The organism is Microbacterium sp. K27 (assembly GCF_004794435.1).
Taxonomy (GTDB): Bacteria; Actinomycetota; Actinomycetes; order Actinomycetales; family Microbacteriaceae; genus Microbacterium; species Microbacterium maritypicum_A.
This window is the reverse complement of the sequence record NZ_SSDK01000028.1, coordinates 59,755-82,041: the sequence shown is the minus strand read 5'-3', so window position 1 is coordinate 82,041 and position 22,287 is coordinate 59,755. Positions and strand designations below refer to the sequence as shown.

The window sequence follows — 22,287 nt, the reverse complement described above, 5'->3', positions numbered from 1 at the left end:
GCGCCGTCGGAGCCGCAGCCGGCGCGACCGCGGCAGCCCGCACCGTCGGAGCCGGAGCGGGCGCCGCGGCGTCCGCCCCGACGGGCGCCGGTACCCGCGCGTCCAGCATCAGGGATCCGGCGACCTTGTCGTGCCACCCCTGGAACCGTCCGGAGCCGTCGAAGAGCGGGGTGAAGTACCCCACGACGACGGAGGCGGCGAGGCCGAAGATGACGTTGCGCAGCAGCGTGCGTCCGAAGCCGAGCGGACTCCCGTCCGCGGCCGAGGCGAGCTTCAGACTCTGAGCGCGCATGCCGATCGAGCCGGCCCCCGCCTGCATCACCGTGTAGACGAAGAACCAGCCGAGCAGCACCAGGCCCACCACGGGGCCGCCGATCAGCAGGACTCCGAGGCCGGCCTCGACGCTGCCGGCGAGCGACACGGCGACGAGGAGTCCGCCGCCGAGCACGATCGCGAGGCCCCCGGCGATCAAGGCGTCGATGAGATAGGCGACGGCGCGACGGGAGACCGGCGCGATCTGGTCGGGCGCGGGCTGCGTCATGAGGTCTCGCTCTCGGGGGACGGGGGCGTCGTGCTGTTCTTGATGGTGCCAGGTTCGCGGCGGACGCGCACGGCCGCCGCGTCCTTCAGGTTCTGGAATCCGTTCGAGATGGCGGTGCCGCCGATCAGGGAGCGGACGCTCAGTCGCGCCTGGAGGCGCTTCCAGAAGCCGGCCTCCTTGCCCAGTCCGCCGACGATGTCGTCGACCTCGTGCCAGAACGACTCGACATCCTCCGGGCTCGGCTCGGCGGGGCCGAACACGTCGGCGTCGGCCCGCTCGGCGAGGGCGGTGACCTGCGGCACCGTGAGCGACGACGCCACGACCGCCGCCTCTTCGATCCGCGTGCCTCCGGGAGGGATGCGGGCGCCGTAGTCGACGGCACGGTCGGTGAGCTCGTCCCAGCCGCCGCTGATGCGGTCCGCGGTGCGCGCGGCCGCGCGGCGGGAACGACGCTTCGCCGCCTTCCACGCGCCGATCACGATGAAGGGCGATGCCAGCAGTGCGATCACTCCGAGGGAGATGCCGCCGATCACGAGGATCGCCCCGATGATGCCCGCGAGGTTCAGGCTCTCGTCCTCGGCCTCGCGGTCGTCGGGCAGGGTGGGTGGCAGGTCGACGGGTTCCTGCGGCGGAGGCGGGGGCTGCAGCACCTGCGGCTTCGGGTCGACGCGCGGCTTGGTGTTCTGGTCGTTCGGCACCTGGTCTTCGGGCGGGGTGGGGTTGAACGCCATCCACCCGAGTCCCTCGAAGTTGACCTCGACCCAGGCGTGCACGTTGTCGCCGGTGGCGGCGAACGTGGCTTCGCCTGCCTTGTCCTCGTCGGGGTAATAGCCCATGACCACCCGGGCGGGGATGTCGACCTGCCCGGCGAGCAGCGCCATGGCGACGGCGTACTGCTCGTCGTCACCGATCATCTGCTCCCCGCCGACGAGCGTCGAGATGCGCTCGGCGGTGTGGCCGGCGCGGGAGATGACCTCTCCCTCGAGCCCGTGGCTGAAGAAGCCCTCCTTGGAGAGGAAGTTCTCGAGGGCCCGCACCCGTTCGATCGGCGTCTCGGCACCGGCGATCGTCTCGGCGGCGAGGGCCGTGAGCTCTTCCGGCACGTTGCTCGGCTTCGGCATCGACACCTTGCCGAACGGCACCTCGGCGAGCTGCTCGTCGTCGGGTACGTTCGGCATCACGGCATCCACCGTGTACTCGTCACCCTTCGTCAGCTTCGTGGTGGAGACGGCGGTGCCCGTCTCGGTGTTCACGTAGGTGCCGCGGCGCAGCTGCTCGGCATCGTCGCCGGAGAACCTGATCTCGGACAGCTCGCCCGCGGTGGGCATCCATACTCCGCGATACGCACCGATCTCGACGTTGAGAGTCACCGGGACGCCCTCGGCATCCGGCGACATGTTCGAGCGCAGGGGGCTGAAGGCGCTCGACGAGGTGGGCCCGCCGTCGGTGACGTTGTAGACCATCCCGTCGAACTGGTCCATGACCGCGGTGCGCACGCGCGCGCCCTTGGGCAGGCCCTGCACCGTGAACAGCGTCTGGTCCGCCTCGTCGCGCACGTTCTTCCGGAACGCCTGCAGGGGGCTCGGGTAATCCCGGATGTCGAACGGCGGGATGATCACGTCGCGGAACACGTGTCGTGGCTGCGCCGGGTTCGCGACGGCGCTCGTTGCCACCCCCGCGCCGCCGGCGATCGCCAACACGGCCACCCCGGCGAGCAGACGCCGGGTGCGCATGTGCGCGGCGCGGGAGGGATCGACCTCGCTGACGGAGATCGCCGTGTTCTGCGGTGCCCACAACTGGCGAAGGGCGAGCCACGACATGCTCACGACCGCGAAGACGAGTCCCTGCACGAGCGGGAACGCGGGTTCGGGCGTGCCGAGCGCGATCACCAGCATGAGCAGCACGCCGGCCGGGATCAGGGCCCACGCCACCTGCGACAGCCGGAGCGCGAGGGAGGCGGTCACGGTGGTGACGACCAGCGCCAGCAGGAACGGGACGACGAGGTGTCCGTCGGCCGCCGCGACGGGGGCGACCGTGGTGAGCATCTGCTTCCACGCGGTGACCGTCCCGAGCGCGAGCTTCTGCAGCGTCTCGATGGTCGGGATGAAGCCGAGGATCGACGTCTGCGGCAGAGCGAAAGCTCCGCCGAACACGAAGTACGCGGCGATCGTGAGACCCGCGATGATCAGGATGCCCGAATGACGCCAGGTCGTGATGACCGCGATCGCCAGGCCGATCAGGATTCCACCGATGACGGCGGGCAGGAACGACGGACCGGCGAACGTCGGCCAGAAGCCCACGAGGGCCGTGAGGACCAGGAGCGCCGTCGCTCCCAGGTCGAGGATCCAACGGCGGAGGGGGAGGTCGCCGAACGCGGCGGAGGACCCGGTCATGCGAGCACCTTCTGCAGAGCGAGCGGGACCTGTTCGAGCGCACCCACCGTGACGACGTCGGCATCGCCGATGCGGCGCAGCGCCGGGGCGGAGGCCGTGGTGTCGGCGACCACGACGAGGACACGGGCGCCGAACGGCAGACGCGCGCACGCGAGGCGGAGATCGTCGGACTTCACCCGAGCGCCGCAGACCAGGACCACCACGCTCGCCAACGGCATGGTGGCGGCCACGACGCCCGCGAGCTCGGCGATGCCACCCTCCTTCGGCTTGCTGTTCTCCACGGCCGAGAGCGAGTCGAGCAGCTGCTTGCCGGTGCCCGCGGGAAGCTCCCGGCCCTGCACGCGCATGTCGACGCGCTGAGAGTCGCGCAGAGCGCGCAGGCCGATCGACCCCGCAGCCGAGACCCCGAGCTCGAAGTCGTCTTCGGTGGCGTAGTCGGCGAGCGAGCGCGAGAGCCCGATCACGAAGTGCGAGCGTCGGGTCTCCTCGTACTGCCGGACCATCATGGTGCCGGTGCGGGCCGTCGACCGCCAGTGCACGTGACGCAGGTCGTCGCCCGGCTGGTACTCCAGGAGGGCGTGGAACGAGACGTCGTCGCGAGACAGATCCGCTGCGGGAAGCCCTTCGAGGTCGCGCAGGTAGCCGAGCGACTGACCGTCGAACAGCACGGTGCGCGGGTGCACGAAGAGGTCGACAGGGTCGTCACGACGGTGAGCCCGCTCGAACAGGCCGAGCGGGTCGCCGCGCACGACACTCACCGGCCCCACTTTGACCACGCCGCGCTTCTGGGTGGGGATCGCGAAGAGTTCCTCCGCCTCCTCCCCCGGCGCGAGTCGCTGGATGCCGAACTCGCCGCGTCCGGAACCGACGGGGAGCACCACACGAGACGGGAGGATGGCCCTGGTGCCGCGGTTGGCGAGGGTCAGGGCACCGACCGCGCGCTCTCCCACGACCACACGGGTGCGGGCGAGGTCGAGCGCGACGTCGTAGGCGGTGCGGCCGATGAGGAACAGCGCGCACAGGACCACGGCGATCGCGATGACGACGGCGGCGATGGTGAACTCCGCCCACCCGGCGGTCTGGCCGAGCACCCAGAAGCCGACGGCGAGGGCCATCAGCACCCAGGCGAGCGGGCGGACGGCGGAGGTGATCTTGCGGAGGCGCGTCAGGGCGCGCGCACCGAGGACGGCCGCGATGTCACGCCAACCGGCGTCGCGCTCCGTCTGCGGCGTCGACGCCGGAAGGGCCTCAGCGGTCATCAGGCCGCCACTCGGGCCTGGGGCGCCGCCACCGCGTCGAGAACACGGGCGATCACGGTGTCGCTGCTGGTGCCGGCGAACTCGGCCTCGGCGTCGAGAAGCAGGCGGTGCTGCCAGACCGGGCGGGCGAGGGCCTTGATGTCGTCGGGAAGCACGAAGTGGCGCCCCTGGGCCGCTGCCCACACCTTGGCCATGCGCACCATCGCGATCGCCCCGCGCACCGACACGCCGAGACGGATGGCGCCGTCCTCGCGCGTGGCCTCGGCGAGCTCGGCCACGTAGCGGAGCACGGCGGGCTCGACGTGCACGGTCGCGGCGAGGTCGGCCATATCGGCCACCGCGCTCGTGGTGATGACCGCGGACAGGCCGGCCGAGGGGTTGCGGTCGGAGGCACCGGCGAGGATGCTCTCGGTCACGGCGAGGTCGGGGTAGCCGATCGACGTCTTGATCAGGAAGCGGTCGAGCTGCGCCTCGGGCAGCTTGTAGGTGCCCGCCTGCTCGATGGGGTTCTGCGTCGCGATCACGAGGAACGGGCGACCGGCCTCGTGCGTGACGCCGTCGACCGTGACGCGCGACTCCTCCATGACCTCGAGCAGCGCCGACTGGGTCTTGGGCGATGCGCGGTTGATCTCGTCGGCGAGCACGATCGACGCGAAGATCGGGCCCTTGTGGAACTCGAAGCGGTGCGACTGCTGGTCGTAGATCGTCACGCCGGTGACATCGGACGGCAGCAGGTCGGGCGTGAACTGGATGCGCGCGCTGGTGCCCTGCACGGTCGCGGCCAGCGCCTTGGCGAGGCTGGTCTTGCCCGTTCCCGGTGCATCCTCGAGGAGCACGTGGCCCTCGGCGAGCATCGAGGCCAGCACGAGGCCGACGATCTCCTGCTTGCCCTGCACGGCCTTGTCGATGTTCTCGACGAGGCGCTGGAAGGTGCCCTGGAACCAGGCGGCCTGCTCGGGGGTCATTGTCATGAGGGTGTCGTTCCTTGTTCTCGTGGAGAGGTGTCGCGCGGCATCACTGCCAGACCTTGTGTTCGTATTCCTTGCCGTCCATCACGACCCAGGCCTCGATCGTCCCGCGGCGCATGCCGAGGTAGCAGCCGAGCTGCTGATCGATGTTGCCGTTGCCGTCGGTCGTGACGGTCCGTCCGCCGAATGTGCCGCCGTAGGGAGGCGGCGCGTTGCTGGCGCACTGCACCCACATGCTGGAGTTCGCCGGGAAGCCGCGGCCGGTGAGGTAGAAGTATGCGCACGTGCCGTCGTTGCAGTTGGGCTGTCCGTTCGCGTTTCCGGTCGAGGTGACCCAGGCGCGCGGGTCGGGCTTCGGTCCGGACGTCTGCTCCGCGGATCGGGTGATCTGCTGGCCTGCCTGGTCGGTGACCTCGACGTCGATCGTGTGTCGCTGGCTGTACCCGTCGCCGACCGTACGGCTGCCGCTGGCGCCGACGTTCTGCCAGCCGCCGCCGTCGATGCGGATGCGGACGGTCTTGATGGAGCGGCCGTTCGCGGCGGGCCCCGCGTCCCAGTTGAAGGTGACGCTGGTGGGGTTCTGCGAAGCGCTGACCGCCGGCTGCTTCAGCGGACCGTACGGGTTGCCGACGATCTGTCCGGAGGGATCGCTCGCGTACGTCGACCCGTCGACCGTCGCGACCGCGCGCACCCGCACGTTGTAGTTGGTTCCGTTGGCGAGTCCGGTGACCACGTTGTTGCCCGGCATCGCCGCCCAGCTGCTGCCGCCGTTGATCGAGTACTGGTACTGCACCTCGGTCGTCTTCGCGCCGTTGAGGGCGCTCCGCGACCAGGTGAGAGTGAGCGAGCGATCGCCCGGCGTGACGGCCGAGAGAACAGGAGCGTCGGGCTTGTTCACACCGCGGCGCGGTGCCGACATGGGGCTCCAGTCGCCCCAGCCCGCCTTGTTCTGGGCACGGATGCGGTAGGTGTACGGCACCTCTGATGTCGGGACCGAGACCGCTTGCGACCGTATGGACGCCCCCGGGGTGAGTGTGTTGCGGAGCGTTCCGCCCTCCCATACCTGCAGTTCGAAGGAGTCGATCGGATCACCGTTGGGATTCCCCGGCACCCAGCTCACCTGCATCTGCGCCTGGCTGCCCACGGCCTGCAGCTGCGCGACGGTGGGGGCGGCCGCGGGCATCGGAGGACCTGCCGGTACCTCCGACGCCGACCAGCCGCTCCAGCTCGACGGCTCGGGCGCGCGGTTGTGAGCCTGCACGCGCACCTGGTAGATGCCGCCGTTCTCGAGCCCCTCCCAGGTCATCGAGTTCCCGGTGGCCTGCTTCTGCGAGACCCCGGACGGCGGAGCCGGGGAGATCTCCAGCGTGTAGCTCTCGACAGGAGATCCGGGAGTTGTCGGGGTGGCCCAGGAGACCTTGAGGGACTTGTCGCCGAAGGCGAGGGTCGGCGGGTTCGGGGTGTCGGGCCGAGCGTCCGGACGGGCGACCGCCGACGAGCCTGACGGCTTCGACTCGCCGACGCGGTTCGTCGCGGTCACCTGGAAGGTGTATTCGACGTTGTTGGTCAAGCCGTCCAGCGTGCAGGTGGTGGAGCGGCACTCCTTCGAGTACGGGTTGCCGCTGACGGACTTCACCGTGTACTTCGTGATCTCGGCGCCGTTGTTCGCCGGCGCCCCATAGGAGACGACGACGGTACGGTCCTGCACGCTCGAGACGAGAGGGGTTCCCGGCGCGTCCGGAACACCCTGCACCGTGACGATGATCTGCCCGTTGGCTTCGCGCTCGGCATCCTTCGTCGCGTCCTGGATGCGATAGCGCACGACCATGGTCCCGACGAAGCTGGGGTCGGGCGTGACGACCACCTGATCGCCCTTGACGGCCGCGCCGCCGGAGCCCGACTCCGTGGCGGCCGTCATCAGCTTGAGCGGCGTCTCCGGGAACGGGTTGTAGTCGTTCGCGAGCACGGGCACCGTGATGCTCTTGCCCTGATCCGCTTCCGAGATCGTGTCGGTGTTGGCCGCGGGCAGTGGGCGGGTCGACGCGCCGACGCGCACGGTCACGGTGCCTTCGACCGCCTCGGTCGTTCCGTCGGTGATCTCGAGCTTGAGCGAGGCGACCGTGCCCTTCTCGACATCCGACGACGCTTCCACGAGCAGCTTCGAGCCATCGATCTTGGCGGTGATGCCCTTGCCGGCGCCGCTGACGTACTTGTACCTGTGCGTGCCCTCGTCCTCCGGATCAGGGTCGGTCGTGAGCGCAGCGAGGTCGAGCGTCGACGCCTTCTCCCCCGGGGCGACGATGACCTCTGCCCCCGTGAACACCGGCTGCTGGTTCTCCGGCGGCAGCACGTTGATCGGGATGCTCAGCGTCGCCGTGCGGCCCTCGGGGTCGTCGGGGCCCGTGCCGTCGGTGACCTCGAAGGTGAGCGAGTCCTGTCCGAAGTACCCGTCGGCCGAGGTGTAGACCAGCGTCGTCTCGTCCTTCACGAGGTCGTCGCCGTTCGCATACACGGCGGTGACCTTGGCGTGTTCGGTGATCCGAGCCGTACCGCCGCCGGCGACGGTGACGAATTTCGAGAGCGGGATCTCCTTGGTCTCGCCGCTCATGACCTCGAGCGGCTTCGTCGAGTCGAGGATCGGCCGGAGGTCCGCTTCGGCGGGAACGAAGATGAAGGCCGATGCGGCCAGTTCGTCCTGGTCGGTGATCGTGTAGCGGATGAGCTGCAGGTTCTCCGTCACGGTGACCCGCACCTTGCCGTTCTCGAGCTGCGTGGCGCCTTCACCGAGCGCGAGCTTGAGGCGGTCGGTCGTGCCGTCCGGGTCCTCGTCGTTCTTGAGGATGTCGAGGTCGGCACTCATCGTGCCGTCGGTGAGGTCGGTCGGGCGCACGCGGTCGTCTCGCGCGACGGGCGCCTGCAACGGCACGTCCTCGTCGACCGTGATCTGCAGGGCCGCGGTGGCTTCCGCGCCCCGCGCATCGCGGATCGTGTACTGTAGCGACGTCTCGAGCTCGCGGTTCGGCGCCTGCACCAGCACGCGGTCACCCGAGACGCGGGCCGTGATCCCCGTGTCGGTCGGAACCTCGAGACCGTCCTTGACGAGACTGATCTTGTCGCCCTCGGGGTCGGAGTCGTTGAGCATCACCGGTACCGAGATCTCACGGCCGGGTCGCACGACCACGGCATCCTTCACCGCGAAGGGCCTCTGGTTGACCTGCTCGCCCGGAGCGATGCCCACGCGGATCGTGGCGATGCCCTCCTTGCCGAGGCGGTCGCGCACTCGATAGCGGAACACATCGACACCGGAGGAGTCGTCGAACGCCTCGTAGGTGAAGTAGTTCTGCGCGGTCTCGGTGATGCGGCCCTTCGTGGGGCTGGAGGCGATGTCGATCAGCTCGACCGAGTCGCCGTCGGCGTCGATGCCGTCCAGAGGCACGGCGATGTTCGCGTTGGATCCGGCGAGCACGCGCGCAACGAGATCCTGAGGGCGTGGAGCGGCGTTGGTGTCCGCGTCGACGGGGAGGATCTGAATCGTGACGTAGCCGGCGTCCTTCTGCTGGCGGGAGTCGACGGCCTCATACGTCAGATAGACCGTCTTCGCGACGGGTCCGGCCTTGAAGCGGATCGTGTCCTGCGAGACGAACGCCTCGCCGTCTTCCGGGTCGACGAGGGGCTCGACCAGCTCGGGCACGACGTGCATGACGTCGTCGTTCGGATGCGTGTCGTTGTCGAGCACCGGGATGGTGACGACGTCGCCGGCACGCACGATCGCGGTGTCGTCGTTCACGACCGGCTGGAGGAGCTGGTCGGGCGCGGGGATCGGGATCACCACGACCTCGCCCTCGGCCGACTTGGAACCGTTCGAGATCCGGTACTTGATGCGGGCCTGATCGGTGAGCGATCCCTGGTCGGTGATACGGAGGGTCTCATGGTTGATGACCGACACCGAGACGCCGGAGTCGTCCTCGATCGAGACCGACTGCACGACGAGGATGCCGCCGGCGGGGTCGACATCGTTCGCGAGCACACCGATGAGCACGTCACCACCGGTCGGCAGCAGCGCCACGTCGCGCACGGCGACAGGGGGCAGATCCGTCTCGCTCGCCTCCAGCACGTCGACGCGCACGATCCCCTCGCCGTTCTCGGGACCGGCGGTCGCGAGATACAGCACGTAGTAGGTGCCGGGGGCATCGGCGGTGAATGTGAACGTCTTGTTGGGGCCGTCGGTCACGATGGTCGCGCCGGGGACCTCGTTCACGCGCCCGAGACGCAGCAGCTCTCGGCCCGAGCTGGTGTCGTTGGCGAGCGGCGCCACCGTGACCTGCTCGCCGACGCGGGTGACGACGTGGTCGGCGTTGGTCTTCGGCTTCGTCGAGCCCTCCGGCCGCACGTCGAGGATCACCGTGGCGGTGGCCGTCTCGCCGTATCCGTCGGCGACCGTGACCTGCACCTCCTTGTGCCCCTGCTGGCTCGCCGTGGCCTTGTAGGTGATCTGACCGTCTGTGTTGAAGTCGACCTCGTCTCCGGGAGCGGCGACCACGTCCTTGAGGTAGACGTCGTCGCCCTCCGGGTCGATCCAGTCCGGGAGGATGTTGTACGAGATCGTGCCGCCGGTCTCGACCGTCAAGGTCGTCCTGCGCTTGGGGACAGGGGCGGTGTTGACGCTCTTGTCGAAGACGGTCAGCGTGACGGCCGCCGTGTCCTTGCCACCGCGGCCGTCATCGGCCTCGTAGGTGAACGTCGTCGAGCCGGACGCGCCCTCCTCGACCGCGATCTGCAGTGATCCGCCGTTCTGCACCTGCTGGATCGTGCCGATCGCGGGCTGGGCCTCGGCGAGCGTGGCGACCAGGACGTCGCCGTCGGGGTCGTTGTCGTTGTCGAGCACCGGGAGCATGGTCGTGACACCGGGGCGCACGCCGAAGGTGTCGTCCTCGGCGATCGGAGGAGTGTTCTCCTCCTTGCGCTCCGGGAGCGTCGTCTCGACGGTCTCCTCGGTCGAGTCGTCCTCGTTCTCGGTCTCGCCTTCCGGCGGGGTGAGGTCGTTCCAGTTGTCGACGCGCTGCAGACTCTCGTTGGCCAGCCAGGCCGCGCCGCCCACGGCGTCGTTGAGGATGATGACGTCGCGGTTGACACGGAACACGAGGCTCTTCGCGTCTTCGGCGCCCTCGACCTGGGCGTTGACGTCGTTGGTCGTGCCCGGGCACTCGCGGATGAAGGTCGCCGTGCCGGCCCACGCGCCGTAGGTGCATCCGCGCAGCCAGACGGGAGCGGCCGCGGTGCCGTCGCCCCCCGCGTCGACCTCGGTCGGCTCGCTGCCGTCGAGGGGGACGCTGACGAGGGCGTTCGCAGTCGAGATCGCCACCGCGTCGGTGTTCTCGGACGACTGCTGCAGGACCGCCTTGTCGGCACCGCGGATCTCGGTGCGCATGCCACCGGGCGAGGTCACGACCCCGGCGGCGCGATCGAGCACGACCGGTGTGCGTCCAACGGCTGTGATGGTCGGCTTCGCGGCCGCATCGAGCTCGCCGACCGAGGCTGCGGAGGCGTCGAGCGCCTCCCCCTCGTTGTCCACAGGGACGGTGACGACCTCGCCGCGCTCCGGCGCGAGTCCGAAGACGGTGCCGTCCTTGGCCACCGCCACGTCGGCACCGGCTCCCAGCTCCGCCACCGGCTCGTTGACCTCGGCCTCGAAGGAGGAGACACCCTGCGCCGGAACGACCCAGAGCTCGCCGGTCTTCTGGTCGAGGATCGCGGCCGTGCGGTTGCCCAGCGCGACCTTCGAGGAGGAGGGGACCTTCGCGGAGTCGTTGAGCGAGACGCGTGCCGGATCGACGGCGGTCAGGGTCGAGGCGTTCTCATCGACGACGAGGATGTTGCTCGTGTCCTGCAGGATGTCGTAGTTCTCACCCGTGGTGCGCAGGCCACCGTCGAGGACGGTCGACTCGTTGTTGAAGTGCCCGACGAGCAGGCTCGAGGTCTTGGTGATCCAGACGCCGCCGTCGTTCAGATCGACCTTGGTGGTCGGGAATCCCTCATAGGTGAAAGCCATCGTGGTGATGGCGATGACGCCGACGGTGACGCCGGCGGCCGACGCCAGCGTCTTCGGTCGTGCGCGCATCCATGACAACGCCTTCATTCCCGGTTCCCCCCCAGGGTGACACTCTTCGATTGCTCCTGTGCAGTCCCGACGGGCCCACCGAGCACCCGTTCATCCTAACTGCGTCCTGGAATACTGCTCGATGGGGATATTTGCCCATCGCCGAGGGTCAGGCTCGCCAGCACCCCGCGATGTGGTCGTCGACCATCCCGCCCGACTGCATCAGCGCGTACATCGTGGTCGGCCCGACGAAGCGGAATCCGCGACGGCGCAGCTCTGTGCTCAGCGCGGTCGATTCCGGCGTGACCGCCGGGACGTCGGCGAAGGATGCCGGGCGATCACCCGCGGCCGTCGGAGCGAACGACCACATGAGCGCGTCGAACTCGCCCTCGGCCATGCCCCGGACGATGCGGGCGTTGCCGATGGTCGCCTCGATCTTCGCGCGGTTGCGGACGATGCCGGCATCGCCCATCAGACGCTCGACGTCGGACTCGTCGAACTCCGCGACGACCCCGGGCTCGAATCCTGCGAACACCTCGCGGAACCGCGGTCGCTTGCGCAGGATCGTGATCCACGAGAGCCCCGCCTGGAAGCCCTCGAGCGCCATCTTCTCGAACAGCGCACGATCGCCGTGCAGGGGCGTGCCCCACTCCTCGTCGTGATAGCGGCGGTACTCGTCGTCGTCGCCCACCCAGGCGCAGCGGTCGCGGGCGTCGGGGCCCGTGAGAAGAGAGGTCATCCGCTCAGGCTAGCCGCGACGACCGACACCGAGCGTGCTCAGCGCGGGACGTAGGCGCCGTAGGTCGAGAGCGCCGGCTGCGAACGCGGGTCGGCGACCGCCGCGGCCCCGACCGCGCAGGCCGCGGCGAGCGCCGTGTCGGCCGGCACGCCGGAGGCGAGCCCGATCGTCAGGGCGGCGCAGAACGCATCCCCCGCGCCCACGGTGTTCTCGACAGTCGTCTCCACGGCGGGGGCAGACGCGATCTCCACCCCCGACTCGAACAGGCGGGCTCCATCCGCGCCGTAGGTCACGGCGACGCGCCTGGCCGTGCGCAGGGCGGGGATCAGCGCATACTCGGTCTCGTTGACGATGATCAGGTCTGCGCGCTCCAGCACCGCCTCGGGGAGATCCCGCGCGGGGGCCGCGTTGACGGCGAAGTAGCCCTGCACCTGCGCGGCCAGCGCTTCGACGAGGTTCATCGAGATCTCGAGCTGCGCGAGCACGGCCTCATCGGCGGCGAACACCACGCCCGCGAGGTCGATCTCGCCGTTCGCGCCTTCGCACACCGCGATCTGGTTCTCTCCCTCGCGATCGACCACGATCAGGGCCACGCCGGTGGGCTCGTCGAGAGTCTGGACGCTCGTGGTGTCGACTCCCGCCGCATCGAGCTCCGCGCGCATCCAGGCGCCGTCCGCATCAGGACCGACAGCGCCGATCATGCGGACCGACGCGCCGAGTCGCGCGGCGGCAGCGGCCTGATTCGCTCCCTTGCCGCCTGCTTCGCGGACGAGACGGCCTCCCCCGACGGTCTCACCGGCCTGGGGAAGACGGCCGGCTCGGGCGGTGAGGTCGACGTTGATGCTGCCGACGACGGTCAGGAGAAGAGGTGTAGGCACAGAGGCTCGCAATCAGGAGGTGGTCTGGACGACGGAGAGATGCCCCACGCGGGAGGAGACGATGCACTTGGCGAGGTACACGGGTCTCCCGCCGGTGGTCACGGTCTGCGTGAGGATGAGCACGGGATCGGCCGGCCCGAGACCCAGGAGGGCGCCGCGCGAGGAGCCGACCACGTTGACCGTGATCTCGCACACCGCGGAGTCGAAGGCGACCCCGGCCTGCTCATGCAGGGCAGCGAGCACGCTCGACGACGAGGCCGCTGCCGCGTCGAGACCGTCGGCGATCTCCTGACTGATGTCGCTGAGGTAGCGTCCGGCCGGAAGATGCTCCTGCAGGATCGCGACCGGTTCGCCGTGCCTTTCCACGACGGCTTCGCGGAACCAGGTGTTCGCCGCCGGATCGAGCGCCAGCTTGCTCGAGGTGAAGTCGGTCGTGGACTGCAGGTCGAAGCTGACGGTGCGCACGACCACGTCGTCGTCCCCGTCGGAGAGGGCCTGCTCGAGAGGCCTCAGCTCCTCGAGTCCCACCCGAGGAAGATCGTCGGCGACGAATCGCCCGATGCCGCGGCGCGTGATGATCAGCCCGTCCTCCTCCAGGAGCATCAGCGCCTCCCGTACGACGGTGCGGCTGACGCCGAGCGCCACGCCCAGCTCGGTCTCGCGCGGCAGGGCGGATCCGAGTTCGAACACCCCGGAGCGGATGCCGTCGGCGATGCGCGAGTACACCGCCACGCGCAGCGGCTGCCCGACCGTGCTCGTCAGGCTCCGACCGAGGAACTGGTCGATCTCCTTCGTCATGCCGATACCCCTTCCCTGGTCGCTCGAGCGGGAGCGCCTCTCGTATTCAAGCACGAGAGACGACCTGTTGACGATGTTAGACCCGAGAGGTATAACATCGTACAGGCCTCACCCGAGGGCATCCATGACGAAGGAGTCTCCGTGCATACCCAGACCATCACTGCATCCCCGGGCGCCGCTGCCCGCGAACCCGTGCGCGGAGGCCGCGCCGTCGGACTGGTCGCGACTCTCATCCTCGGAGTGCTCTCGTTCCAGTTGAACGCGAGCATGATCACGCCGGCGCTGCCCGACATCGCCGCGCAGCTCGGTGAAGACATCGGCCAGGTGTCGCAGGTGTCCTCCCTGTTCTTCGTCGCCGGCGCCGTCGGCGGTGTGGTCCTGGGGCGTTGGAGCGACTTCATCGGCCGCAAGCGCGCCCTGTTCGTCGTGCTCGGCATCCTGTCCGTCGGCACGCTGCTGTGCCTGTTCGCCCCCAACCTGACGGTCCTGCTCATCGGGCGCGTGCTGCAGGGCGCATCGAGCGCGGCCTTCCAGCTCGCCTACGTGATCCTCAGCGAGTCGCTCAGCGCCAAGGTGTTCGGCACGACCCTCGGCATCATCACGGCGGTCAACGGCGGCGTCGGCGGCATCGACGGTTACATCGGCGGGCTGCTGAGCCAGACGTTCGGCTTCCGTTCGATCTTCGTGGTCATCTTCATCGTCGGCCTCATCGCGATCGTGTGCGTCGCCCTGGTGCTCCCGGCATCCACGACCGGCGCCTCCACCGGGAAGATGGACTGGTGGGGTGCCGCCGTGCTCTCGATCGCGCTGATCAGCGTGACGTACTTCGTGTCCTCCGGCCCCAGTGCCGGTTGGCTGGCACCGATCACGCTGCTCTACCTCGCCGGCACCGTCGCGTCGCTGGTGGTGTTCTGGTTCGTCGAGAAGAGCCGCACCACCCCGCTGATCGCCGTCGAGCACCTGCGCTCCCGCCAGGTCTGGCCCGTGGTCGCGACGACCGTGCTCACGCTGGCCAGCGTCTTCGCCGTCATCAACTTCACGGTCGTGCTGCTCAGCCAGGACGCCACGAACGGCTTCGGCCTGGATCCCGCGACCTCGGCACTGCTCTTCCTCGCACCGCCCGCACTGATCGGCGTGTTCGCCGCACCGATGTCGGGCTGGCTGGCCGGACGCCGGGGGTGGATCCCGATCCTGCGCATCGGCATGATCGCCTGCCTTGCCCTGCTCGTCGTGATCGCGATGATGCCGCAGAGCTTCTGGGTCGTCTTCGCCATGGTCGCGCTGCTCGGTGTGACGTACAACGGCATCGTGCTGACCACGATCAACGGCCTCGGCGTCGTGCAGTCTCCCGCGGAGGCGCCGGCCGCTCTTCCCGGCCTGAACGGCAGCGCATTCGGCATCGGTGCCGGTCTCGGTATCGGCATCGTCGCGCCGTTCGCCGCGCAGGGCACGCCGGGCGGCTACGTGACGGCGCTGTGGATCTCCGTGGGGATCACCGCTCTCGCCCTCATCACCAGCTTCCTCATCACGCCTCGGATCCCGACCGAGGACTGACCCACCGGGCGGCCGCACCCGCGGCCGCCCTCCCGACCACCGGAGCACTTCATGTCCCACACCCCCGCCCGTCCCGTCTACTTCGACTGCGACACCGGCATCGACGACTCCCTCGCGCTCGCCTACCTACTGGCCTCGCCCGAGATCGAGCTCGTCGGCGTCGGCACCGTCAGCGGAAACACCAGCGCCGCACAGGCCGCTGTGAACACCCTCGGCCTGCTCGCACTCGCGGGCCGCGCCGATGTGCCCGTCGCCATCGGGCAGCACGACTTCCTCAGCCACGCCTTCGACGGGGGCGCCCCGCACGTGCACGGCGACAACGGCATCGGCGACATCGACCTGCCGGTCGCCGAGCGTCAGCCCGAAGACGAAGACGCCGCCCACATGCTGATCCGGCTCTCGCACGAGTATCCCGGCACGCTCGAGGTGATCACGGTCGGCCCGCTGACCAACATCGCGACCGCGCTCGCCCTCGACCCGACGCTTCCCTCCCGCGTGGCCCGTGTCACCGCCATGGGCGGGGCGGCGCTCGTCCCCGGGAACATCACCCCGGTCGCCGAGGCCAACATCGGCAACGACCCCGAAGCGGCATCCGCCACGCTGGCCGCCGGGTGGCCTGTCGTGCTCGTGCCGCTCGACGTGACGATGGAGAACGTGTTCGACGAAGACGACCGCGCCGCTCTCCTGGCCGCCGACGTGCCGCTCGCCCGCGCGGTCGGCGAGATGCTCGACTTCTACTTCGACTTCTATGTCGCGACGTACGGCGAACGCTGCAGCGCCCTGCACGACCCGCTCGCGGCCGCGATCGCCGTCGGCGGGATCACCGCGACCAACGCCCCGGCCGTCGACGTGGTGGTCGACACCTCGCAGGGACCCGCGCGCGGTCAGGTCATCTGCGACCTGCGCGGTCAGCGCCGCGGACCGGTGGATCAGCCCGGCGCGATCGTGCGCGTGGTGCTCGCGACCGACACGCCGCTCGCCCCGCACCTCGTCGCCCGCATGACGGGCGCGGAGGTCCTGGTCGGCTGACGCCCTGCACACAGAGAACGGGCGGGTCGAGTCGTTGCGACTCGACCCGCCCGTTTCCCAGGTGCGAGAGACTCAGGCGAAGGTGGCCGCGTCGATCACGAACCGGTACCGCACGTCCGACGCCAGCACGCGCTCATAGGCCGCGTTGATGTCGGAGGCGGGGATGGTCTCGATCTCGGCGGCGATGCCGTGCTCTGCACAGAAGTCGAGCATCTCCTGAGTCTCGCGGATGCCGCCGATGTTGCTGCCGGCGAGCGAGCGGCGTCCGCCGATCAGCGACATCACGCCGACCTCGAGGGGCTCGCCGGGAGCACCGACGCACACCATGGCTCCGCCGACGTCGAGCAGGCTCAGGTACGAGCGCAGATCGATCACGGCACTCACCGTGTTGAGGATCACGTCGAACGACGACCGCAGGTCGCGGAAGGTCTCGCGGTCGCTCGTGGCGCGATAGTGGTCGGCGCCGAGACGCAGACCGTCGTCCTTCTTGCTCAGGGTCTGCGAGAGCACGGTCACCTCGGCGCCGAGCGCGTGCGCGATCTGCACGCCCATGTGCCCGAGTCCGCCGAGACCGACGACCGCGACACGAGTGCCGGGTCCGACGTTCCAGTGCCGCAGCGGCGAGTAGGTCGTGATGCCGGCGCACAGCAGGGGTGCAGCGACATCCAGCGCCAGAGCATCGGGGATGCGCAGGACGAAGGCCTCGGTCACGACGACCTGCTCGGAGTACCCGCCCTGGGTGACGGTGCCGTCACGGTCGGTGCTGCCATAGGTGAGCACGGCCCCCTGTGTGCAGAACTGCTCCTCGTCGCGCAGGCAGTTGCGGCACTCGCCGCACGAGTTCACCAGGCATCCGACGCCGACGCGGTCGCCCACCGCGTGCCGGGTGACGTCCGCGCCGACTGCCGCCACCGTGCCGGTGATCTCATGCCCGGGAGCGAGCGGATACTGCTGCGGACCCCAGTCGCCGCGCACCGTGTGGATATCGGAGTGGCAGATCCCGGCGAAGGCGACGTCGATCAGCACGTCGAGTGGGCCGAGCTCGCGCCGTTCGATCACGGTCTTCTCGAGCGGGGCCGCATCACGGGGTGCGGCATAGGCGTTCACGGCAGACATCTCGGACTCCTCGGATCGGGTACCTGCCGAGACTACCCAGCCCCGAATGGGAATCGGCCATCCGCGCGGATCGGCGATTGTCAAGGCCGGGGGCGCTCCGCTCGGCCGCGTCTAGGCTCGCGCCATGACCACCACCGACGACACGATCTCCGAGTACCTCACCCGCTACGCGGACAGCCTCACCGCGTTCGATGCCGAGACCGCGGCGGGGCTGTGGTCGACGCCGGGGACGATCGTGAACGACCGCTCCTCTGGTGTGCTGGAATCCCACGACGCCATGATCGACGGTCTGCGGCAGTCCTATCCGATCTACCAGCGACTGGGGCTGGCCTCCGTCGGATTCGAGCTGCGCGAGCGCCGCGATCTCTCCGACCGTCTCGTGCTCGTCCGGGTGCGGTGGCTGTTCTTCGATGCCGGCGGCGCGCAGCTGACCGACACCGACAGCTACTACCTCCTGCGCGACGAAGACGCGGTGGGGCTGCAGGCATGCGTGTGCGTCGAGACCGATGCCGCCGAGAAGCTCCAGGCGCTGGCCGCCGCGCGCGGCGTGGACCTCACCGCGGCGCCCTGAGAACGACACCCGACACAGGAATCCCGCCTCGATCGTGAAGACGGGGCGGGATTCCTGGACCATGAACCGCGGGCGGGGTCAGCGCTGCTTCTTCTTCAGCGCCTTCTCCTGGATCGGCGCCCGGCCGGTCGCCGCGAGGTCGGCGTAGTACGCACGGGCCTCATCCTGACGCTGCTTCTCCAGACCGCTCGCGATGGGGGCACGCACGTGCTCGGGCTCGTAGCCGAACGCGTTCACGAGGTCGAGCGCATACGGGCGCAGGCGGGTGCACAGGCGATCGATGTAGCTCGACACGGCCGCGGCGCGCTGCGTCGACAGGCGTCCGTTGATGAGGTGCCAGGCGAGATGCTTCTCGATGAGCTGCAGACCGAACAGGTCACGCAGCCACGTGAGCACCTTCTTCGTGTCCTCGTCGTCGATCTGGTGCACGGCGTCGGTGAACGCCTCCCACTGCAGCAGTTCGCCGTGCGCGCGGGCCGCCTCGATGAGCTCTGCCTGGTTCTCGTTGAACAGGCGAGCACCGAGTGCCTTGTCCTTCGCGCCGGGGCGCAGACGCGAGGCGATGTCGGCCACCATCTGCTGCACACGGCCCGCGAGCAGGTCGTGCTGCTGCTCCTCGCGCAGGCCCCGTTCGACCGAGCGGCTCACCTGTCCGAAGTCGGAGACGGCCTGACCGAGCTGACGCAGGCCGGCGCCGTGGAACAGCTTGCCCGCCGTCATCCCGACAGCGAACTTCGCGAGCGCCGCCGCATCCTTGCCCCGGAACTGCTTGGCGTAGTCGGTGAGCAGACGCTTGCCGACGAGCTGCAGCAGCACGTTGTTGTCGCCCTCGAACGTCACGTAGATATCGAGGTCGGCGCGCAGACCCACCAGACGGTTCTCGAACATGAACCCGGCGCCGCCGGTGGCCTCACGGGCCTCCTGCAGCGTGTCGAGCGCATGCCACGTCGACAGCGGCTTGAGAGCCGCAGCCAGCGTCTCGAGGTCTTCGCGGTCGGCCGGGGTGTCGGTGCGACCGGAGAAGACGCCGTCGAACTTCTGCAGGAACTCGTCGTGCGCGAAGATCTGCGCGTACGTCGTCGCCAGGCGCGGGAGCAGACGGCGCTGGTGCTTGCCGTAGTCCATGAGCACGACCTCCTGCCCGTCCGCGCCGTCGAACTGGCGGCGCTGGGTGGCATAGGTGATCGCGATGTGCAGGCCGAGAGCCGAGGCCCAGGACGCCGCGCCGTCGAGCGACACGCGCCCCTGCACGAGGGTGCCGAGCATGGTGAAGAAGCGGCGGCCGGGGCTGTCGATCGCGCTGGAGTACGTGCCGTCGGCCGCGACATCGCCGTAGCGGTTGAGGAGGTTGGTGCGCGGGATGCGCACGTGGTCGAACGAGAGGCGCCCGTTGTCGATGCCGTTGAGTCCGCCCTTGAGGCCGTCGTCCTCGCGGCCGATGCCGGGAAGATCGACGCCGTCGACGCCGCGCAGCGGCACGTAGAAGCAGTGCACGCCGTGGTTCACGCCGTTCGTGATCAGCTGCGCGAACACGGTCGCCGCGACCCCGTGCAGGGCCGCGTTTCCGAGGTACTCCTTCGTCGCCCCGCGGAACGGGGTGTTGATGACGAACTCCTCCGTCTCGGGGTCGTAGGTCGCGGTCGTTCCGACCGCCGCGACGTCGGAACCGTGACCGATCTCGGTCATCGCGAAGGCGCCGGGGATGGAGAGGTCCATCACCCCGGGGAGCCACTTCGCGTGGTGCGACTCGGTGCCGAGCTGCAGGATCGCCGAGCCGAAGAGCCCCCACTGCACGCCCGACTTGATCTGCAGGCTGGGGTCGGCCACCACGAGCTCCTCGAAGCCGGCGATGTTGGCGCCGTTGTTCTCCTCGCCGCCGAGCGACTTGGGGAACGCGCGGTGCACGGCCTTGTTCTCGACCAGCAGGTGCAGCTGGCTGAGCACGCGCTCGCGGTGCTCGTCCTTGCCGAGCTCGTCCTTGCGCCAGAACGCCGAGTCCTTGATCATCTCGCGGGCCTGGCGGCGCACGTCACCCCACGTGCCCATCAGGGCGTCGTTGACGCGGGCGACATCCAGGCGCAGGTGCGCATCCGCGGTGTCGGTGGAGGGGCGAGTCGTCTTCGGACGGACGGCGGCGTCGACCATGAGCGTTCCTCTCAGAGGGAAGTGGGAATACTGCCATGGTAGGTCTGCCACAACCACGGGCGAAGTGCTCTGTCCACTTCCTCCAACACCCGGCGGGCACATCTCCCCGCCGCGTTGTCGTCAGACCACAGTCCGCGCCTGCGCCTCCGCGTCGGGGCTCACCGTTCGCGGCGTCGTCGGCTGCCGCTCGACCCCGGCCTCCCGCCAGCGCCGCCTCGTCCCCGCGCTCAACCGCCCCCAGGTCCGGTCACGGATGAAGATCGCATCGATCGCGATCATCGTGAGCGAGAACCACGGCAGTCCCATGAGCACCGCGATGCCGATGTGGAAGGAGAGGATGCCGAGCAGGCCGATCAGCCGCGTCGGACGAGTCAACAGCATGAGGGGGAAGGCGACCTGCAGGATGATCGACCCCCAGCTCGCGATCGTGACCATCGGCCCCCAGGCGGTGACGAGGTCGCTGAGCACCGGCCAGGTACCGAACCGTGCCGTCTGCAGCGGGTTGTAGATCGCGTACCCCTCTTCCCACGGGGCACCCCCGGCCTTGTACAGCGCCCCCGAGGCGTACACGAAGCACACCTGCGCGGTGAGGGCGACGAGGGCGAGGTTGTGGAACATGGTTCCCAGCAGCGCCGGCTGGCTGTTCGGGGCGAACCACTCCCCCGACTTCGCCCGACGCCTCGCGTCCAGCGACCACCGGGCCGCGGGGTCGGCGAAGAACAGCAGCAGCAGGGCGATGCGGAACATGTTGTCGCCCTGATCGCCGACCATGTCGTTGGCCTCGATGAAGCCCACCCAGAGGCAGAAGAAGATCGGGAGCACGATCCGGAACCGCCAGCCCAGGACGAACAGCACCGCGAGCACCCCGAGGAGGAGGTAGAGCGCCGTGTACAGCGCGTCGTTGCCCATCGCGGCATGGAAGGCGCTGAACACCCAGATCTTCGGGAACTCGCTCACCGGCTCGGCGAGCTCGCCGTTCCAGGCCGATCCGGATCCGAACGTGTAGAGGCGGGTGCTGAAGTTCGAGGCCAGCAGGCCGATGGCGGTGACGCCGAAGAGGATGCGTGTGACCGCGAGCCCGTAGAGTGCCTTCTTGCCGTTGAAGAGCCAGTCGCCGACGAAAGCAGAGATGCGGTCGATCGCCGAGAGCACCATCGCCCAGAGCCCGCCGATCATCGACGAGGCGAACGTCAGCAGCCGGGTGAGGAACGACCGCGGGGGCACAGTGCTCGCAGGAGCGGGCGCGGGTTCACGAGGAGGGACGGGAGGCGTGGACACCGGCGCCGGCGCGGTCGTCGTGCTCCGGGGCAGGGCTTCCTTCTTCGTCACGTCCTGCTTCGCGCCGGGCTTCCGCGGCGCGGTCCTCGTCGGCGCGCTCACGGCTGGATCCTCTCGAACTGGGTGCGGAAGGTGTCCGCGAAGTTCTCACGGCTCTGCCCTTCCTCTTCTATGGGAAGTCTCCATCCGGTGGTCGAGAACGTCGGATCGGGGCGCTGTGCGCTCGGATCGTTGCGATCCTCGTACGGGACCACGTTCTGACGACTCACGCGGTACTGCACTTTGACCACGGCATCCGCACCCCAGATCGCATAGGCCACCTGGGTCGCGTACGCGGTGGAGAGGTGCTCTTCGACCATGTACGCCTCCGTCGACGGGTTGTCGCCCTCGAGCTTCTCGAACGAGCGCACCATCCACTCCTCCCCGTCGTCCTTCGCGAAGTCAAGACCGACCACGGCCTGCTGATCGGCGTTCAGCTTGTTGTAGGCGTTCATCTGTCCACTCGCCACCTCGCTGGACTGGATACCGGCGCGGGGCGGGAAGAGGTTGTAGCGGATCATCGACAGCTCGACGTCGGTGGCGCTGACCCAGCCGGTCTCGACCTGCTCGCCGTCCTTCTCGATGACGGCACGGACGTTGAAGTGGTAGTCGCCGTTGATCGGCTCCGGCGCGAAGACGCTCCAGGACTGTCCGAACATCGGCAGCATGTACCCGGCCAGCACCTCCTGCGTGGGGATCTCCCGCAGGGCGGAGTACGGCGCGATCCACAGGAAGGACGCCCCGATATGCCACAACGTCAGGAGGCAGGCGGCGAAGGCGATGAGCTTCACCCACCAGGTCGGACGCGGACGCACCACGGCCGTGTCACCCGACGCGGACACGTCGGTCTCCGGTGAGGACTCGAGTTTCGTGCTCATTCAC

General features: G+C 69.2%; 15 protein-coding genes. 3 read left to right on the top strand and 12 right to left on the bottom strand.

Going from position 1 to position 22,287, the window contains the following annotated elements; genetic code table 11:
* The 8 genes from DW307_RS02375 to DW307_RS02340 all read right to left on the bottom strand — a co-directional run.
* Positions 1-541: RDD family protein (locus DW307_RS02375; RefSeq protein WP_136023830.1), on the bottom strand; the 541-nt coding region annotated here is incomplete at its 3' end.
* Positions 538-2,934, bottom strand: coding sequence for a transglutaminase family protein (locus DW307_RS02370; RefSeq protein WP_136023829.1), 2,397 nt, complete (start codon positions 2,932-2,934; stop codon positions 538-540). The genes DW307_RS02370 and DW307_RS02375, both read right to left, overlap by 4 nt.
* Positions 2,931-4,193, bottom strand: coding sequence for a DUF58 domain-containing protein (locus DW307_RS02365; RefSeq protein ID WP_136023828.1), 1,263 nt, complete (start codon positions 4,191-4,193; stop codon positions 2,931-2,933). The genes DW307_RS02370 and DW307_RS02365 overlap by 4 nt, the downstream gene beginning before the upstream one ends.
* Positions 4,193-5,164 carry an AAA family ATPase gene (locus DW307_RS02360; RefSeq protein ID WP_029258893.1) on the bottom strand — a complete coding sequence of 324 codons (972 nt, stop codon included), beginning with the start codon at positions 5,162-5,164 and terminating at the stop codon, positions 4,193-4,195. Before DW307_RS02360 ends, DW307_RS02365 begins: the two co-directional genes overlap by 1 nt.
* 43 nt (positions 5,165-5,207) lie before the next feature.
* A complete protein-coding gene (locus DW307_RS02355; RefSeq protein ID WP_168440972.1) occupies positions 5,208-11,279 on the bottom strand; it encodes an Ig-like domain-containing protein in 6,072 nt (2,023 codons plus the stop codon).
* Positions 11,280-11,427: 148 nt separating this feature from the next.
* A complete protein-coding gene (locus DW307_RS02350) occupies positions 11,428-11,997 on the bottom strand; it encodes a DNA-3-methyladenine glycosylase I (protein WP_136023826.1) in 570 nt (189 codons plus the stop codon).
* Positions 11,998-12,035: 38 nt separating this feature from the next.
* Positions 12,036-12,875 carry a PfkB family carbohydrate kinase gene (locus DW307_RS02345; RefSeq protein ID WP_136023825.1) on the bottom strand — a complete coding sequence of 280 codons (840 nt, stop codon included), beginning with the start codon at positions 12,873-12,875 and terminating at the stop codon, positions 12,036-12,038.
* Positions 12,876-12,887: 12 nt separating this feature from the next.
* Positions 12,888-13,673: a GntR family transcriptional regulator gene (locus DW307_RS02340; RefSeq protein ID WP_136023824.1), complete on the bottom strand. Its 786-nt coding sequence runs from the start codon at positions 13,671-13,673 to the stop codon at positions 12,888-12,890.
* 141 nt (positions 13,674-13,814) lie between these two features.
* On the opposite strand from DW307_RS02340, the gene DW307_RS02335 reads away from it, so the two are divergent.
* Positions 13,815-15,227: an MFS transporter gene (locus tag DW307_RS02335; RefSeq protein ID WP_136023823.1), complete on the top strand. Its 1,413-nt coding sequence runs from the start codon at positions 13,815-13,817 to the stop codon at positions 15,225-15,227.
* A gap of 51 nt (positions 15,228-15,278) precedes the next feature.
* Positions 15,279-16,256, top strand: a complete 978-nt coding sequence (locus DW307_RS02330; protein ID WP_136023822.1) for a nucleoside hydrolase — start codon at positions 15,279-15,281, stop codon at positions 16,254-16,256.
* Between the two features lie 72 nt (positions 16,257-16,328).
* Here the strand turns inward: DW307_RS02330 and DW307_RS02325 are convergent, their stop codons facing one another.
* A complete protein-coding gene (locus DW307_RS02325; protein ID WP_136023821.1) occupies positions 16,329-17,372 on the bottom strand; it encodes an NAD(P)-dependent alcohol dehydrogenase in 1,044 nt (347 codons plus the stop codon).
* A gap of 124 nt (positions 17,373-17,496) precedes the next feature.
* On the opposite strand from DW307_RS02325, the gene DW307_RS02320 reads away from it, so the two are divergent.
* On the top strand, positions 17,497-17,943 hold the full coding sequence (locus DW307_RS02320) for a hypothetical protein (RefSeq protein WP_136023820.1): 447 nt from the start codon (positions 17,497-17,499) through the stop codon (positions 17,941-17,943).
* A gap of 78 nt (positions 17,944-18,021) precedes the next feature.
* On the opposite strand, the gene DW307_RS02315 is transcribed toward DW307_RS02320, so the two are convergent.
* The 3 genes from DW307_RS02315 to DW307_RS02305 all read right to left on the bottom strand — a co-directional run bounded on the left by DW307_RS02315 (position 18,022) and on the right by DW307_RS02305 (position 22,283).
* Positions 18,022-20,088 (bottom strand): acyl-CoA dehydrogenase family protein, encoded by a 2,067-nt coding sequence (locus tag DW307_RS02315; protein WP_136023819.1) that lies wholly within the window; start codon positions 20,086-20,088, stop codon positions 18,022-18,024.
* Positions 20,089-20,208: 120 nt separating this feature from the next.
* Positions 20,209-21,468 (bottom strand): HTTM domain-containing protein, encoded by a 1,260-nt coding sequence (locus DW307_RS02310; RefSeq protein ID WP_240750456.1) that lies wholly within the window; start codon positions 21,466-21,468, stop codon positions 20,209-20,211.
* The gene (locus DW307_RS02305) at positions 21,465-22,283 is read right to left on the bottom strand and encodes a DUF5819 family protein (protein WP_136023818.1); all 819 of its coding nucleotides are present in this window, start codon (positions 22,281-22,283) and stop codon (positions 21,465-21,467) included. Before DW307_RS02305 ends, DW307_RS02310 begins: the two co-directional genes overlap by 4 nt.
* Positions 22,284-22,287: the final 4 nt, after the last annotated feature.